This is a genomic window from Pleomorphomonas carboxyditropha (genome assembly GCF_002770725.1).
Taxonomy (GTDB): Bacteria; Pseudomonadota; Alphaproteobacteria; order Rhizobiales; family Pleomorphomonadaceae; genus Pleomorphomonas; species Pleomorphomonas carboxyditropha.
Window position 1 is genome coordinate 13,772 of sequence record NZ_NQVN01000016.1, and the last position, 16,055, is coordinate 29,826.

General features: G+C 64.6%; 18 protein-coding genes. 13 read left to right on the forward strand and 5 right to left on the reverse strand.

Annotated elements, in window-relative coordinates; genetic code table 11:
- Positions 1-47: 47 nt before the first annotated feature.
- Positions 48-527 (reverse strand): PaaI family thioesterase, encoded by a 480-nt coding sequence (locus CJ014_RS19140; protein ID WP_165790914.1) that lies wholly within the window; start codon positions 525-527, stop codon positions 48-50.
- 151 nt (positions 528-678) lie between these two features.
- On the opposite strand from CJ014_RS19140, the gene CJ014_RS19145 reads away from it, so the two are divergent.
- The 6 genes from CJ014_RS19145 to CJ014_RS19170 all read left to right on the forward strand — a co-directional run bounded on the left by CJ014_RS19145 (position 679) and on the right by CJ014_RS19170 (position 7,372).
- The gene (locus CJ014_RS19145) at positions 679-1,017 is read left to right on the forward strand and encodes a NifB/NifX family molybdenum-iron cluster-binding protein (protein WP_100082103.1); all 339 of its coding nucleotides are present in this window, start codon (positions 679-681) and stop codon (positions 1,015-1,017) included.
- On the forward strand, positions 1,014-1,850 hold the full coding sequence (locus CJ014_RS19150; RefSeq protein ID WP_100082104.1) for a nucleotide-binding protein: 837 nt from the start codon (positions 1,014-1,016) through the stop codon (positions 1,848-1,850). The genes CJ014_RS19145 and CJ014_RS19150 overlap by 4 nt, the downstream gene beginning before the upstream one ends.
- On the forward strand, positions 1,847-2,737 hold the full coding sequence (locus CJ014_RS19155; RefSeq protein WP_100082105.1) for an ATP-binding protein: 891 nt from the start codon (positions 1,847-1,849) through the stop codon (positions 2,735-2,737). The genes CJ014_RS19150 and CJ014_RS19155 overlap by 4 nt, the downstream gene beginning before the upstream one ends.
- Positions 2,738-3,089: 352 nt before the next feature.
- Positions 3,090-5,036: a methyl-accepting chemotaxis protein gene (locus CJ014_RS19160; RefSeq protein ID WP_165790915.1), complete on the forward strand. Its 1,947-nt coding sequence runs from the start codon at positions 3,090-3,092 to the stop codon at positions 5,034-5,036.
- 117 nt (positions 5,037-5,153) lie between these two features.
- A complete protein-coding gene (locus tag CJ014_RS19165; protein ID WP_100082107.1) occupies positions 5,154-6,722 on the forward strand; it encodes a tetrathionate reductase family octaheme c-type cytochrome in 1,569 nt (522 codons plus the stop codon).
- Complete coding sequence (locus CJ014_RS19170; RefSeq protein WP_100082108.1) at positions 6,719-7,372, forward strand: cytochrome b/b6 domain-containing protein; 654 nt, start codon at positions 6,719-6,721, stop codon at positions 7,370-7,372. Before CJ014_RS19165 ends, CJ014_RS19170 begins: the two co-directional genes overlap by 4 nt.
- Positions 7,373-7,376: 4 nt before the next feature.
- Here the strand turns inward: CJ014_RS19170 and CJ014_RS19175 are convergent, their stop codons facing one another.
- Complete coding sequence (locus CJ014_RS19175) at positions 7,377-8,021, reverse strand: Crp/Fnr family transcriptional regulator (RefSeq protein WP_165790916.1); 645 nt, start codon at positions 8,019-8,021, stop codon at positions 7,377-7,379.
- 148 nt (positions 8,022-8,169) lie between these two features.
- On the reverse strand, positions 8,170-9,144 hold the full coding sequence (locus tag CJ014_RS19180) for a hydrogen peroxide-inducible genes activator (RefSeq protein WP_100082110.1): 975 nt from the start codon (positions 9,142-9,144) through the stop codon (positions 8,170-8,172).
- Between the two features lie 108 nt (positions 9,145-9,252).
- On the opposite strand from CJ014_RS19180, the gene CJ014_RS19185 reads away from it, so the two are divergent.
- Positions 9,253-10,233, forward strand: a complete 981-nt coding sequence (locus CJ014_RS19185) for an SLAC1 anion channel family protein (protein ID WP_207765811.1) — start codon at positions 9,253-9,255, stop codon at positions 10,231-10,233.
- A 15-nt stretch (positions 10,234-10,248) separates the two neighbouring features.
- On the opposite strand, the gene CJ014_RS19190 is transcribed toward CJ014_RS19185, so the two are convergent.
- Positions 10,249-10,644, reverse strand: a complete 396-nt coding sequence (locus tag CJ014_RS19190) for a PaaI family thioesterase (RefSeq protein ID WP_165790917.1) — start codon at positions 10,642-10,644, stop codon at positions 10,249-10,251.
- A 168-nt stretch (positions 10,645-10,812) separates the two neighbouring features.
- On the opposite strand from CJ014_RS19190, the gene CJ014_RS19195 reads away from it, so the two are divergent.
- Complete coding sequence (locus tag CJ014_RS19195) at positions 10,813-11,412, forward strand: class I SAM-dependent methyltransferase (RefSeq protein WP_100082113.1); 600 nt, start codon at positions 10,813-10,815, stop codon at positions 11,410-11,412.
- Here CJ014_RS19195 and CJ014_RS19200 read toward each other — a convergent pair.
- Positions 11,402-12,352: a hydrogen peroxide-inducible genes activator gene (locus tag CJ014_RS19200; protein WP_245427454.1), complete on the reverse strand. Its 951-nt coding sequence runs from the start codon at positions 12,350-12,352 to the stop codon at positions 11,402-11,404. The two genes, CJ014_RS19195 and CJ014_RS19200, sit on opposite strands and share 11 nt — an antisense overlap.
- A gap of 93 nt (positions 12,353-12,445) precedes the next feature.
- On the opposite strand from CJ014_RS19200, the gene CJ014_RS19205 reads away from it, so the two are divergent.
- From CJ014_RS19205 to CJ014_RS19225, 5 genes are all read left to right on the forward strand, one after another.
- The gene (locus CJ014_RS19205) at positions 12,446-13,333 is read left to right on the forward strand and encodes an MBL fold metallo-hydrolase (RefSeq protein ID WP_100082115.1); all 888 of its coding nucleotides are present in this window, start codon (positions 12,446-12,448) and stop codon (positions 13,331-13,333) included.
- A 39-nt stretch (positions 13,334-13,372) separates the two neighbouring features.
- Positions 13,373-14,101 carry a peroxiredoxin gene (locus tag CJ014_RS19210; protein WP_100082116.1) on the forward strand — a complete coding sequence of 243 codons (729 nt, stop codon included), beginning with the start codon at positions 13,373-13,375 and terminating at the stop codon, positions 14,099-14,101.
- A gap of 105 nt (positions 14,102-14,206) precedes the next feature.
- On the forward strand, positions 14,207-14,989 hold the full coding sequence (locus tag CJ014_RS19215; RefSeq protein ID WP_100082197.1) for a sulfite exporter TauE/SafE family protein: 783 nt from the start codon (positions 14,207-14,209) through the stop codon (positions 14,987-14,989).
- Positions 14,990-15,200: 211 nt separating this feature from the next.
- Complete coding sequence (locus CJ014_RS19220) at positions 15,201-15,581, forward strand: DUF134 domain-containing protein (RefSeq protein ID WP_280952346.1); 381 nt, start codon at positions 15,201-15,203, stop codon at positions 15,579-15,581.
- Positions 15,582-15,586: 5 nt separating this feature from the next.
- Positions 15,587-15,985 (forward strand): NifB/NifX family molybdenum-iron cluster-binding protein, encoded by a 399-nt coding sequence (locus CJ014_RS19225; protein ID WP_100082118.1) that lies wholly within the window; start codon positions 15,587-15,589, stop codon positions 15,983-15,985.
- Positions 15,986-16,055: the final 70 nt, after the last annotated feature.

Sequence of the window (16,055 nt, forward strand, 5' to 3'; positions counted from 1 at the left end):
CGCAACTTTGAAAAGGGGTGAGCGCCTCCCGCGCCTTTCCCTGGCCCTTACCGGACAGAGCGACAAAACTTGCCCTTGGCCACGGCAAATCGCGTTCCGCCCCGCGACAGGCTGGCAACCGCCTGAAAGACGCCGTGGCGTTCGCCGATCAGCGTTGCGCCGACACAGACGTCGCAATCGACAGGTACCTCGCGCAGGAAGCGCACCGTCATCTCGGCGGTGACGGCCGTCACGCCCCGGGCGAACAGGCAGTGGACCATTGCCGCGTCGAGCAGCGTCGAGATGACGCCGCCATGCAGGATCCCCGCGTAGCCCTGGTAGCGGCGGGCCGTCCTGAAGGTGGCAAGGACGCCTCCCGCCGGATCGGGGATGAAGCGGAGCCCGAAGGCCGGCGCGTCCGGCCCGCCCTCGCCGCACACCATGCAGCCGAGGTGGGCCTTCCTGGTCTCTTCATAGGACTTCACGGCGCAGGGCGCGTCGTCCGGACAGGGCGTCCCGGTGATCGACAGACCCTCGGTGTCATACATTCTCGCGCCTTTCATTATGGGTGTATGTGCATAAACTGATTGCCTGTCCTCCTGTCAACGCCTATTATGGGTGTATGCTCATAATTCATCCGAGCGTCCCACGCGGGGCTCATCGGACGAAGGTCACCTTCCATCCAGTCGGAGCGTTCCCATGAAGATCGTATTCACCCTGCAAGGCGATGGCCGCGACGGCCTCGTCGACCGCCGCTTCGGGCGCGCCGACACATTCCTGATCTACAACAGCGAGACGGACGAACGGCAGCTCGTCGCCAACGCCGCCGTCGACGCCGCCATGGGCGCCGGTCTCAAGGCGGCGGAAAACATCGTCGCCCTCGGCGCCGTCGCACTGGTCACCGGGGAATGCGGCGTCAAGGCGCTGCACGCCCTCCATCGGGCCGGCGTCAAGGTCTACTCCACCGACAGCGCGACGTTTGAAGACGCCCTCGAAGAGTTGCGGCAGGGAAGCCTCCGCGAGGCGCAGCCGGCATGAGGATCGCCATCGCCTCGGGTAAGGGCGGTACCGGCAAAACCTCGGTGGCGGTCAATCTGGCGGCCACCGCCGGCCGCTCCGTCACGCTGGTCGACTGCGACGTGGAGGAGCCCAACGCCCACATCTTCCTGAAGGGTGACGTCGTCGCCACCGAGACGGTTTCAATGAGGGTCCCGGCCATCGACGAGAGCCGCTGCACCGGATGCCGGGCGTGTGTCGAGTTTTGCGCTTCCAATGCCCTGATCTCCTTCGGCGGGCCACCGCTGTTTTTCGCCGACCTATGCCACGGTTGCGGCGGCTGCCGCCTCGTTTGCCGTGCCCGGGCCATCAGCGAAATTGCCCGCCCTCTCGGCGAGGTCAGGCGGATCGATGCCGCTCAGTGCACCCTGGTGGAAGGCCGTCTGGAGGTCGGCGTATCGTCGCCGGTGCCGGTCATCAAGGCGGCCAAGGCCGCCGCCAAGGGCGATTTCGTCATCTACGACGCGCCGCCGGGAACCTCCTGCCCGCTGGTCGCCACGGTCCGCGGCGCCGACTATGTGCTGCTGGTTACCGAGCCGACCCCTTTCGGCCTGTCCGACCTTCGCCTAACCGTGGAAGTCCTTCGCCAGATGGGCATGGATTTCGGCGTCGTCATCAATCGCACGGTGAGGTCCGAGAGCCTGATCCACGACTATTGCCATCACGAGGCGATCGACATTCTGGGCGAGATCCCCGACGACCGGCGGATCGCCGAGGCTTACGCCGCCGGACGGCTGATCGTCGAGGCCCTGCCCGGCTATCGGCCGCTGTTCCGATCGATTTTGGAAGCCTGCCTGGAGAGGGTGACGGCATGAAGGAACTGGTTATCCTCTCGGGCAAGGGCGGCACCGGCAAGACCAGCCTGACCGCTTCTTTTGCCTCTCTGGCGCCTGACGCCGTACTGGCCGACTGCGACGTCGATGCCGCCAACCTTCACCTTCTGCTCCGCCCGGACGTGCAAAGCCGCGAGGCGTTCCACGCCGGCCGGGAGGCGCACGTCAAATCCGCAGTCTGTTGTGGCTGCGGGCGATGCGCGGCGGCCTGCCGTTTCGATGCCATGAGCATGACCGGCCCCAACGAGACCGCCGAGGTCGACCCGCTCGGTTGCGAAGGCTGCGGCGTCTGCGCCTTCGTCTGCCCGACCGGTGCCATCGGCTTCAGCGATCGCATGGCGGGAGACGTCATGATCTCGGACACACGCCGTGGCCCCATGGCCCATGCCCGCCTCGTTCCCGGTTCCGACAATTCCGGCAAGCTGGTCGCCCATGTGCGTCAGGCAGCGCGGCGTCTCGCCGAACAGCGGGCCTGCACCTTGGTGCTGATCGACGGTCCGCCCGGCCTTGCCTGCCCGACCATGGCGGCACTGACCGGCTGCGCCCATGCGCTGATCGTCATCGAGCCTACGATGTCCGGCCTGCACGACCTCGACCGCGTTCTCGCCCTCACCGGCCATTTTTCAGTGCCGACCTCGGTCTGCGTCAACAAATGGGACATCGACGCGGCAAAAAGCGTGGCCATTGAGCGGAACGCCCGCGCCGCCGGGGCCTATTTTGCCGGCCGCATCCGCTATGATCGTGGCGTCACCGAGGCCCAGATGCGCGCCGAGACGGCGGTCGAGGCCGGCGTCCCCTCCGCCGCGGACATTCGTGCGGTCTGGGGCAGAATGGCCGAGCGTCTGGCGGTCGAATCCGTGAACGGCTGAACCGTTCCGGCCATTGGCCGGCAGCGAGCGCGGGAGCCGGTCCCGAGCTTGCGTGAATCAAAGGCCAGAACGCCTCCCGCCAGCCCCAACCAAATGCAATGAGGCCGAATAAGCTTACCTAAGAATACAACAATATTGAAGTATCAGTATTTTAAGTCGAACTTAACAATCAAAAGCATATCCAATACTGGAGGCTTGAATACGCGCACCTAGGAAGATCATGGAAAAATCCTTGCACTCTTGGTGGCAACCGGGCTGCATGGTGCGTATATTCGGTTTTTTGAATATAAATACAGAGTGCGCAGGTTTGAACTGCGGCTCGCTGGGCGATCCGACGGTTAAGAGGTCCACCATGAGCAGTATTCGCGCGCGCCTTCTGACGACGATCCTGTCGCTGGCTCTTCTGGGTGCCCTTTCCATCGTGCTCGGCGCAGGCTGGATGTCCGGCGACCTGACGGGTCTGGCACTCGACCGTGAGGTCAAGAACGCTCAATTTCAGCTTCAGGCGGAAATCGAGGCCCACAGCCGCCAGGCGTTGCTGCTGGCCAAGGTGGTCGCCGGACAGACCGACGTGCAGGCCATGCTGGCCGATCGGAATCGCGACGGACTAGCCGCCCAGTTCGTTCCCGAGTTCGCCGAACTGAAGAAGGAATATGGAATTCAGCAGTTCCAGTTCCATCTGGCGCCGGCCACTGCCTTTTTCCGCGTTCACCAGCCCGCCAAGTTCGACGACGACCTTTCCTCCTTCCGCAAGACCGTGGTGGAAACCAACACCACCTTGAAGCCGGTGGTCGGGCTTGAGGGCGGCGTCGGTGGCATCGGCATTCGCGGCGTGGTGCCCGTGTTCAACGGCAGCAAGCACGTTGGATCGGTGGAATTCGGCCTTGGCTTCGAGGAACTGTTCGTCACCGAGTTCTCGCGCAAGACCGGTTACCCCCTCGCCGTCGTATTGCTCCAGCAAGGCAAGGACGGCAAGAAGGGCGTCATCGGAAACCGGTTGCCGGCTGGCATGGACCCGGAAGCCGTTCTGACCGAGACCCAGGCGAGCGGCGTCAACTCGGCCGACGGTCGCTACTTCCTATCGCAAACCATGGTGCCCGACTATTCCGGCAAGCCCATTGCCACGGCGGTCATCGCCGTCGACCGCAGCATGTACCAGGCGATCGCCGACAAGGCGCGCAATGTCGGCCTGGCGATCGGCCTCCTCTTGCTGGTGATCGCCGGCGGCGCCCTCTTCTACGTCAATCGCGGCCTTCTGCGCCCGCTGCGCTGCGCCACGCAACACATCGCCCGCCTTGCCGGCGGCGAAACCGACTTCGAGGTGCGCAACGCCGACCGGTCCGACGAGATTGGCGGCATTCTGCGGGCGCTCCTGGTGTTCCGCGACAATCGCATCGAACAGGAACAACTGAAGTCGCAGCAACAGGCCGAGAGCGAGGAAAAGCTGCTGCGGCAACAGCGCGTCGATCGCCTGATCGGCGCGTTCCACGGCATTGCCGGCAATCTGCTGGCCACCATGGACCGCGAGCACACGACGCTGATGGCCGCCGCCCATTCCATGGAGCGGATCGCCGGCGCCAGTCTGGAGCAGGCGGAATCGGTGATCGAAGCCTCACGCCAGACGTCGAACGGCATCGCCTCGGTGGCCAGCAGTTCGGAGGAACTGTCGTCTTCCATCGAAGAGATCAGCTCCCAGGCTGTCCGGGCGACCGAGGTCGTCACCAGGGCGACGCACGATACGGAGCGCAGCAACAGCCAGATCGCCGCGCTGGCCGAGGCCGCCAACAAGATCGGTCAGGTCGTCACCCTCATCCAGACCATCGCCTCCCAGACCAATCTGCTTGCCCTCAATGCGACCATCGAGGCGGCGCGGGCCGGCGAGGCCGGCAAGGGCTTTGCGGTCGTTGCTACCGAAGTGAAGCAACTGGCCGACCAGACCTCCAAGGCCACCGAGGAAATCGCCGCTCACGTTCAGGCCATCCAGATGTCGACTGGCGAAGCCGTGGAAGCCATTTCGGCGATCGCGACGACAATGGGCGAAGCCAACCAGTATACCGAGGCCATTGCCTCGGCGGTGACCGAGCAGGGTGCCGCCACCGCCGAAATAAGCTCCAACATCCAGACCGTCGCCACCAAGACCGGATCCATGGTCGACAGCATCGGCCGTCTGGAACAGTCGGTCAACGCCACCAACAGCTCGGCGACCTCGGTGCTGGTCGCCACGACCGAGGCGCTGCGCAGCAGCTCCAGCCTCAAGGAGGAAATCGAGCGCTTCCTCAGCGAGGTCGCTGCCGCCTGACGTCCGCCAGACCGGTCGTCGGACAACAATTGTCAATGACGGGTCGGGCGCGGCTCGCCATGCTGGGAAACATCTGGAACCGCCGCCATCGCGGCGGCAAGATGCGGCGGCATCGTCATGTTCCCAAGAGCGCTTTGGCGGGTTGTCGCGTTCCTCGTTGTCCATTCGGCGATCGCCGCCTCGGCCGGCACTGCCGATCACTCGAAATTCGACGTCCTCAAGGGGCCGTTCACGACGGCCGAGGACGTCACCGAGGCTTGCTCGACCTGCCACACCGAGGCGGCCGGCGAGGTCAAGAAAACGATCCACTGGACCTGGGACGGGACGAACTCTTTCACCGGCCAGCGGCTCGGCAAGCCGCGCATCATGAACAGCTTCTGCGGCTCGCCGATTTCCAACGAACCTCGTTGCACCTCCTGTCATGCCGGCTACGGCTGGACCGATCTGCGCAAGACGCCGGAGGAAAACGGCGCGACCGTCGACTGTCTGGCCTGTCATGACGGCTCCGGCACCTACAAGAAGACGGCGACGGACGCCGGTCATCCGCTCTATTCGCCGCGCGTCATCGGCGGCGTCACAGTCGAGCCCCCCGATCTCGCCAAGGCGGCGATGAGCGTCGGCCCGTCGCAACGGGAAAACTGCGGCGCATGTCATTTCAACGGCGGCGGAGGTGATGGAGTCAAACATGGCGACCTCGACAGCTCGCTGACCGACCCGCCGCGCGATCTCGACGTCCACATGGCCGTCGACGGCGCCAACATGACCTGTTCGACCTGCCACACCTTCAACGCCCACATTCCCTCCGGTTCGCGCTACATGACGACGGCGGTCGACCCGCACGGCCTCGACCTGCCGCACGACGACAAAAACCGCGCTACCTGCGAGTCCTGCCACGGCGCAGCGCCGCATGCCGAGGCCAAGATCAACGATCACACCGACCGCGTCGCCTGTCAGAGCTGCCACATTCCCGAATTTGCGCGCGGTGGCGTTGCCACCAAGACGCTGTGGGACTGGTCGACCGCCGGCCGCAAGGACGCCGACGGCAAGCCCGTCTACATCAAGGACGAGCATGGCCACCTGATCTACTCGGCCGAGAAGGGCGACTTCGCCTATGGCGAGAACGTCCGCCCAACTTACCTTTGGTACAATGGCACGATCGAACAGACGGCGATCACCGACAAGCTTGACGATAAGATCAAGGACGACGTCCTGACGCTCAATCGCATCAGCGGCGGTCCGGCAGATGGCAAGTCTCGCATCTGGCCGTTCAAGGAGATGAAGGGCAAGCAGCCCTACGATCCGGAACTCAACACGCTGGTCGTCAACCACGTGTTCGGCAAGGACGACAGCGCCTTCTGGACCAATTTCGACTATCCCAAGGCGATCGCCTTCGGCATGAATTACGCCGGCCTGCCGTGGAGCGGCAAGATCGGCTTCATCGAGACGCGCATGTACTGGCCGATCACCCACATGGTCGCGCCCAAGGAGAAGGCCGTTCCCTGCTCGGACTGCCACACGCGCGACGTCGACGGACGCCTCGCGGGACTTGGCGGCTTCTACATGCCCGGCCGCGACGGATCGCGCCTGCTCGACGCCCTCGGCTATCTCGCCCTGTTCGGCGCCCTGTTCGGCGTCGTCATCCACGGCGCCCTCAGGATCGTCTTGCGCGGAGGACACCGGCCATGAGCCACAAACGCGACGTGATGATCTACAGCCGCTACGAGCGCTTCTGGCACTGGTCGCAGGCGTTTCTCATCTTCACCCTGTTCTTCACCGGGCTTGCCATTCATGGCACCCACCATCTTGTTCCCTTCGGCCTCGCGGTCAAGATCCACACCAACGCCGCGCTGGCACTGATCGCGCTCTGGGTGTTCACGACCTTCTGGAACTTCACCACCGGACAGTGGCGCCAGTATCTTTTCAAGAAGGGGGTGTTCAAGGTCATCCGCTTCTATGCCTGGGGAATCCTCTTCGGCGAACCGCACCCTTACAAGAAATCCCTGCAACGCAAGCAGAATGCCCTGCAGTCGCTGGCCTACATGACCTTCATGACGCTGATCGGCCCTGCCCTGTGGTCGACCGGCATTGCCTACCTGCTCTACAATTCCTGGAGTCACTACGCTTGGTCCACCACCGGGCTTTGGATCGTGGCGCTGCTGCACACGGCTGCCGCCTTCGCGATGGGCGCCTTCGTCGTCATCCACGTCTACATGACGACCACCGGCAAGACGCCGCTGCATTACGTCAGGACGATGATCACCGGCTACGACAGCATCGAGCTGAGCGAAGTCGAGGAAGCCTATATCGAGGAGACCAAGTCGGCGGAGATGCGGTGATCGATCAGTCGCCGCCGGCCGCCAGGCGGCTCAACTGGGCGAGGTTGCAACGGCAGCGTCCGGCCGTGACGTCAGATATCGCCCCGTTCCGGCGGAAATCGGTCACCACGCGGCTTGCGTGCTCCGGCGTCATCGCCAGCATGGCGCCGAGGTTCTCGCGTGAGAAAAGAGGGGCCACGCCGTTGGCGTCGACGAGGCGGCGGAGAAGTCGGGCAAAGCGCTGCGGCGCCTTGCCGGTGGAAAGCTCGGTCAGCCAGACGTCGGCCTCTTCGAGGGCGATTTGCCAACGTCGCATCAGCTGATCGTGCAGCGCGGGGGTCGTTCGCCGCAACCCGTCTATGGCGGTTGTGGGGATCATGCACACCACTGCCCGCTCCAGAACGACGGCGGCGTGGCCGTAAGTGTCGCCCACCAGAGCTTCGAGACCGAAGGTGCAGGATGGCTTCACGAGGCGGACAATCCGCTGCTGGCCGTCCGGCAGGAAGCGGAGAAGTTTGACGTAGCCCGACCGCAGCGTGAAGACGGTGGAACGGCGTTCGCCGGTCGTGTAGATCGACACGCCTGCGGCGTATTCGACCTCGTCCACCTGACGAAGGATGCCATCGAGACGATCGGCAGACAAGACGCCGAACAGGGAGCGTTGGCGCACTGGACAGGCCTCGCAGCGACTGTCACTCCGGGATGTCGTCGGCATGTCGCGTCTGTTCGGTGTCTCCAGCATCGTCGATCCCAGGTTGACGCCGCCGGCAGGCCTCCGTCATCGGGTGCAAGCTACATTCTCATTCCGAGGACGCCTATCAGGTAATTCGATGCGGCGCCTCGGCGTCCCGGGCGCCTATGGCCCGAAGGCCCCGGCTGTCGTTGCCCTTCTGACCGGCGACCCAGCGCCGGATCAGGTCGGCGACCGCCCGGAACCCGGCGGCGCGCGGCGACTGCCGCCGCCAGACAAGGCCAATGGTCCGCCTGTTGACGCCGTCGGCCAACCGGACGGCCGCCACCTTGTGGTCGGACAAGAGGCCGCCGAGCACCGCGAGTTCCGGCAACAAGGTCGAGCCCAGGCCCTCGCCGACCATGGCTGTCAGCATATGCAGGCTGGTCGCCGAATAGGCGGCGTCGGCCAGCGTGGGCCAGGTGGCGAACACCGGCAGGGCATGCCGGTGCAGGCAATTCTCGCGCTCCATGAACATCATCTCCTCGCCGACCAGTTGGCGGGGCTCGACCGCGTCGAGAGAAGCGAGCGGATGATCGACCGGGCAAACGAAGCGGAACGGGTCGTCGAACAGCATTTCGGTTTCAAAGGGACCGATGTCATAGGGAAAGGCCATCAGAACCAGATCGAGACGCCCGTCGGCAAGGCGCTCGATCAGCGCCGGCGTCTTGTCCTCCCGGAGGCCGAACACCAGGTCGGGAAGGTGTTGGCGGACAAACGGCAAGAACCGCGGCAGCAGAAACGGGCCCACGGAAGGAATGCAGCCCAGTTCGATCCTGCCGCTCAACGGATTGCCGGCCGCTTCGCCGAGTCCGAGCAGCTGTTCGGTCTCGTGCAGCACGCGGCGCGCCTGCTCGACGATGCGCAGGCCGTCCGGCGTCACCATCACCGAGCGCCGGTCTCTTTCCGCTATGCGCACGCCCAGAAGGGATTCCAGCTCGGCGATGCCGGCGCTGAGCGTCGACTGCGAAACGTTGCAGACTTCTGCAGCCTTTCGGAAATGCCGCTGCTCGGCGAGCGCGACCAGAAAGGCGAGATGGCGGATATTGGGATAGGACAGCATGGCTTCTGATCGGATTTTACGATTACCGTGTCCACTTTAATTTGCTTTTCAGACTACAGGCAATGCCCTATTCGGAAAAACACGAAGATCAACATGGGTGGTAAGGCAATGACGGCAGTTTCCCTCGCGACAGATCGGACCGACCGGCTTGCGCATTTTCCCGTTTCTTTCTTCTCCGTTGTCATGGGCCTTGCCGGCCTTGCCATCGCCACGCACAAGCTCGAAGGGGCAGCCGGCCTGGGTGGAACCGCCGGCTCCGTCCTGTTCTGGACGGCGGGCGCCGTCTACGCGGCGATCGTTTGCGTCTATCTCGTCAAGATGCTGCTGAAGCCGGCCGCCGTGGCCGCCGAATGGCGGCATCCGGTCCGCATCGCCTTCTTTCCGGCCAGTTCCATCGGGCTCATTCTGCTGTCGATCGCCGCCCTTGGCGTGGCGCCCGGGCTGTCCTTCTGGCTATGGCTTGCCGGCTCCGCTCTGCATTTCGCGTTCACCATCATGGTGATCACGGCCTGGATCGATCACTCGCGCTACGAGGTGATCCACCTCAACCCTGCCTGGTTCATCCCGGTCGTCGGCAACATCCTGGTCCCGATCGCCGGCATCCGGCATGCGCCCGCCGACGTTTCATGGCTGTTCTTCTCGGTGGGGCTGCTGTTCTGGCTGGTGCTGCTCACCGTGGTCGTCAACCGCCTGATTTTCCACAGCCCGCTGCCGGCGCGACTGATGCCGACGCTGTTCATCCTGATTGCCCCTCCGGCCGTGGGTTTCATTTCCTGGACGGCGCTGAGCGGCGGCATCGATTCCTTCGGCCGCATCCTATTCTTCTCGGCGATCTTCTTCTTCCTGATGATGCTGCCGCAGCTTGGCAAGTTCGCCCGCCTGCCCTTCACCCTGTCCTGGTGGGCTTATTCCTTCCCGCTGGCCGCGCTCACCATCGCCCAGTTCGCCATGGCGGAAAAAGGCGGTGTGGCATTCTACCGCTGGATCGGCTTCGGCCTTTACGGCCTGCTGGCCGTGCTGATCGCCGCGCTCGCCGTCCGCACCGTCGTCGCCATGGTGCGCGGCGAAATCTGCGTGCCCGAGCACTGACCGGCCACCCACTGGTCAGGCGCGGCGGCGAAACTTGCCGGTCGCCCTGGCCAACGGCCTGTCATCCAGGGACAGGCCGGCCGACAGCAGGAAAAGGCCGTGGCGCGCCGAAACCAGCACTGCCCGGAGATCGACCGTCCTGTCGAGTGGGACTGGTCGCAGGAAGCGCACCGTCATCTCCGCCGTCACGGCCAAGATCCCCTTGGAGAACAGGCACTCTCCCATCGCCGCGTCGAGAAGCGCCGAGATCATGCCACCGTGCAGGGTCCCTTCGTAGCCCTGGAATCGGGCCGAGGTTTCAAAGCTGGACCTCACGCCATCCGGTCCGTCGAGCGTGAAGACGAGGGCGAGCAAGGCTGATACGAAATCCGCCTGCTCGCACCCCTCCGGATTATTCGTGTTCTTGAGCATATGCCCATAAACAGGCCGCCTGGGCCGGGAGCAACACCGATTTGGCACTCCCCCCACAATTCGGGGAGCCGGCCCGGCCAGCATTTCGGCGGCTGCCGATGGACAGCCGGCGCGTTGATCGGCATGTTGTGCGCCGATCGCTGGGCGTTATCGCAAGGACAGACCGTCATGCCGTCATGGGACGAGGAATTCTCCAAACCGGGTTACCGCTACGGCACGGAGCCAAACAGTTTTCTCGTCGAGATGGCCGGGCGTCTGCCAGCGGGCGCGCGGGTGATCGCCGCCGGCGATGGCGAGGGGCGCAACGGTGTGTGGCTGGCGACCGAGGGGCACCACGTTCTGGCGCTCGACGCCTCGGCGGTCGGCCTTGCCAAGGCGCTGGCGCTGGCCGATGAGCGCGGCGTGACCATCGAGACCGCCGTCGTCGACCTTTCGACCTACCAGCCCGAGGTGGCCAGTGCCGACGCGGTGGTGCTGATCTACGTCCACATGCCTCCGGCGGTTCGGCGCGCTGCCCACCGCAATCTGGTGCGCACCCTGAAGCCCGGCGGACTGATCATCCTCGAGGCCTTTCATCGCGATCAGTTCGGCCGCACGAGCGGCGGCCCGAAGGATGTCGCCATGCTGTTCGACCTAGCGCATCTCGCCGAGGATTTCGGACCGGACATTCGCGCCGTCCATAGCTTCGAAGGCGATATCGACCTCGACGAGGGGCGCGGCCATATCGGCCGCAGCGCGATCGTTCGCTTCGTCGGCGTCAGGATCTGACTTCGCCGTTGCTGCGCCACGGCTGTATTTCGGCCTTGGCCCAGCTGTGCAGAAAATCGCCGATGTCCATGAAGGTCTGCGCCCGTCCCGACTGGCGCCGCCAGGCAAGGCCGACGCTACGCCTGTTGGCTTCCCCCGAGATCGGGCGGATGGCGATGTCGCTTCCGCCGGCCATGCCGCCGGTGATCGCCAGATCGGGCAACAGCGTCGCCCCCATACCTTCGGCCACCATGGCGATCAGCGTTGGCAGACTCGTCGCCGAAAAGGCCGCTTCGGCAACCGCTGCCGCTTCGAGCAGCGGCAGCGCGTGGCTGTGCAGGCAGTGGTCGCGTTCGAGCAGCATCAGCGGCTCGCCGATGAGCTGGTCCAGTCCGATGCGTGGCGCCCTGGCGAGAGGATGGCTGGCGGCACAGGCGAAGCGATAGGCGTCGTCGAACAGCATCATGGTCTCGAGCCCCTCCGTCTCATAGGGAAAGGCGATCAGCACCAGGTCGAGCCGGCCATGGGCGAGCCGATCGAGCAGCGCACCGGTTTTGTCCTCGCGCAGGGCAAAGCGCAGTTCGGGAAAGCGCTTGCGCAGTGCCGGAATGATCCGTGGCAGTAGGTAGGGGCCGATGGTCGGGATCGTGCCGAGCGCGATGGTGCCCGAAAAAGGTGCGGCCGCTTCGGTGGCGATATCGAGCATGTCATCGACGGAGCGCAGCAGCGCCTGCGCCTTCTCAGCCAGAACATGGCCGATCGGCGTCAGGATCACCGAGCGCTTGGTCCGCTCCGCCACCTGTATGCCGAGCATCGTCTCGAGTTCCCGGATGCCGGCGCTGAGCGTCGACTGGGTGACCGCCGATGCCTCGGCCGCCTTGCCGAAATGCCGATGTTCGGCAAGCGCGACGAGATAGGCGAGATGTCTGAGGTTGGGGTAGGCGCGCATCGTAATTGCCATCTTCGATCATAGTGACAAGTTTTATTCGTTTCCATGTGATTTAGAGATTGCTTATGTAAAGAGCAACGAAAAACACAACCGGGGTTGAAAGCCATGAGCGAGGCAGCCAGCAACCCGATCGGCCGGCCCGACGTGACCGCCTTTCCCGATCTGGATACCAACACCATCAGCTACGTGGTCGCCGACACGGCGACGGGGGCGGCGGCCATCGTCGATGCCGTGCTCGACATCGACTATGCTGCCGGCCGCCTCGGCTACCACTCCGCCGACGCGATCATCGATTTCGTCCGGACGCGTGGCCTGTCCGTCGAGTGGCTGATTGAAACGCACGTCCATGCCGACCACCTGTCGGCCGCGCCCTATATCCAGCAGGCGCTCGGCGGCAAGATTGGCATCGGCGACAAGATCACCGTCGTTCAGGATACCTTCGGCAAAGTGTTCAACGAGGGCACCGAATTTGCCCGCGACGGCAGCCAGTTCGACCGGCTGTTTGCCGATGGCGACCGGTATGCCATCGGCATGCTTCAGGCGGTGGCGCTCTCGACGCCCGGCCACACGCCGGCCTGCATGACGCATGTGGTCGGCGATGCCGCCTTCGTCGGCGACACCCTGTTCATGCCCGACGCCGGAACGGCCCGCGCCGACTTTCCCGGCGGCGACGCCCGCGCCCTGTATCGCTCGGCCCGACGCATTCTCGCGTTGCCGCCCGAGACGCGGCTGTTCATGTGCCACGACTATGGCACCGAAGAGCGCGGCATGGCCTGGGAAACGACGGTTGCCGACGAGCGGGCCAACAACACCCATGTCGGCGACGGCATCGACGAGGACAGCTTCGTCGCTCGCCGCACGGCCCGCGACGCCACGCTCGACATGCCGCGCCTGATCCTGCCGTCGCTGCAGGTCAACATGAAAGCCGGACGGCTGCCCGAACCGGACGACACCGGCAAACGCTTTCTCAAGGTGCCGATCGACGGCCTTTGAGGTTTTTGTGTCCACCCCCAACCCCAACGAGGATAAATCATGAGCTGCACCGAATCCGCCCCCAAGACCGTCGAAGCGCCGGCCGTCGTCGTCGCTCCCCTGCCGGTGGCCGCCGCGGCGGCACCGATCGCCCCGGTCGTCAGCCTGCCGCGCATCAACGAACAGGCGCCGGCCTTTGCCGCCAAGACGACCTTCGGCCCCCGCTCGCTTGCCGACTACAAGGGCAAGTGGCTGGTGCTGTTCTCCCACCCGGCCGACTTCACGCCGGTCTGCACCACCGAGTTCATCGCCTTCGCCAAGGCGGCCGATGAGTTCAAGTCGATCGGCACCGAGCTGCTCGGCCTGTCCATCGACAGCATCTTCTCGCATATCGCCTGGGTGCGGAACATCGAAGAGAAGTTCGGCGTCGCCATCCCCTTCCCGATCATCGAAGACCTCAAGATGGATGTCGCCAAGGCTTATGGCATGATCCATCCGGGGGCCGGCGATACCTCGGCGGTGCGCGCCACCTTCATCATCGATCCCGAGGGAATCCTCAGGGCCATGGTCTACTATCCGATGACCAACGGCCGTTCGGTCGCCGAGATCATGCGCCTCGTCAAGGGCTTGCAGACCAGCCTGAAGAACGGCGTCGCCACCCCCGAGGGCTGGCAGCCGGGCGACAAGGTTCTGGTCGGCGCGCCGGTCACCGTCGAGGACGTCAAGACCCGCCTCGCTGCCGGCCTCGAGACCACCGACTGGTACTTCTCGAAGAAGAAGCTGGCCTGATAAGGCGCGCCCCGCCCGAAGCAATTGCCGAGCCGGCGGAAACGCCGGCTCGGCGAAGACGCTCCGGACAGGCCGTGACGCGAGCAAACCGACGGAGTGAACGACGTGCTGTTTGAAGCCTTTGCCGCCGTATTGTCCGGCGCGTTGTCCGGTTTCGTGCTCGGCCTGATCGGCGGCGGCGGCTCGGTGCTGGCGACACCGCTTCTACTCTACTTCGTCGGCGTTGCTTCGCCGCATATTGCGCTGGGCACCGGCGCACTCGCCGTCTCGCTCAACGCTTTTGCCAATCTCGCTGGGCATGCCCGCAAGGGCCACGTGCTCTGGCGCTGCGCCATCGTGTTCTCCGCCTTCGGCATGGCCGGCGCCTTTCTGGGGTCGACGCTCGGCAAGCTGATCGACGGCGACATGCTGCTGTTCCTGTTCGGCCTCGCCATGGTCGCCGTTGGTCTGTCCATGCTGCGCCCTCGCCGGCTGCAGCCGGGCGAGCGGCCGGCGATCACCCGCAAAAGCTGCGTCCGCGCCGCCGGCATGGCGGTGCTGACCGGCGCCGCTTCCGGATTCTTCGGCATCGGTGGCGGCTTTCTCATCGTGCCCGCCCTGATCCTGGCCACCGGCATGGCCACCATCAATGCGGTGGGCAGCTCGCTGATGGCGGTTGGCGTCTTCGGCCTGACGACGGCGATCAACTACGCCGCCTCCGACCTGATCGACTGGGTGGTCGCCGCCGAGTTCCTGGCTGGAGGTCTTTTGGGCGGTCTCGTCGGGCTTGGCCTCGCGAGCCGCCTTTCGGCAAACAAGGACGCCCTCAACCGCGTTTTCGCGGCAGTCGTCTTCATCGTCGCCACTTATGTCCTCTACCGTGCAGGCAGCACACTCTTCACGAGATGAGCCTTAGCTCCCAGCGCCAACGGTCGATCCTTCGCCCGGTTTTGTTCGCCATTGGAGCACCGCGCCGTTCCTGCATCTCCCCTTGGCAATTTGTTCTTCCGCCAGGCCTGCAATTCACGCCTCCACCGGTTTCGGGTATACGTGCATCACCGACTATCGGCTCGATCCCGTTCGGATCATGTTATGGGTGCATTCCCAAAATGGAGATGGGATGGCGAGACCGAGAAAGCCACGCTTCGTGTCCGACGACGCGCCAGTCAGCTATTTCAAGCCTCAAGGCATTCCGCTTGTATCGCTGAGCGAGGTGATCCTGACGCTCGATGGCTGCGAGGCGCTTCGCCTGGTCGACGTCGAGAGCCTCGACCAGCAGGAAGCGGCAGGCCGTATGGGCGTTTCCCGTTCGACACTGTCGCGGATTCTTGCCGAGGCGCGCCGGACTGTGGCGATAGCCATTACGCGCGGACTGGCGCTCCGTATCGAAGGTGGTTCGGTAACGCGCCCGCGCGGCGCCGACTGCGGACAGCGTCCGAAAGCCACCGAAAGGATCGGTGCGGAAGGGAATGCGTCAGGCAAAAAGACCGAAGGATCATAGCAACCATGACTATCCTGTTCGCCGTTCCCTCCGACGCGCCCGGCGGCGTCGATGCCGATATCTCCGGACACTTCGGCCACTGCGATGCCTTCTCGCTGTTCCGCATCGACAATGGCCGCGTCGTCGAGACAACGATCATCCCGGCCGAGCCGCATGATAACTGTCTGGCACCGGTGCGTCTGCTGGCCTTGCGCGGCGTGACCGCCATCGCCGCCTATGGAATGGGCGCCCGGCCTCTCGACGGCTTCGTCGCATCCGGAATTCAGCCCTATCATGCTGGCGAGCTGCGTAGGGTCGGCGATGTGGTCGACGCGTTCGTCACCGGCCGGCTTGCCGCCTTCTCGTCCGATCACACCTGTGCCCATCACGCCGAGGACGCGGCCGGCTGCGGCCACGACCACTGACCTGACCAGCAGCCCCCGCGCCAAGTTGTAACCGCTTGTACCAGCAGTCGACACGCGGTTACAACCAATG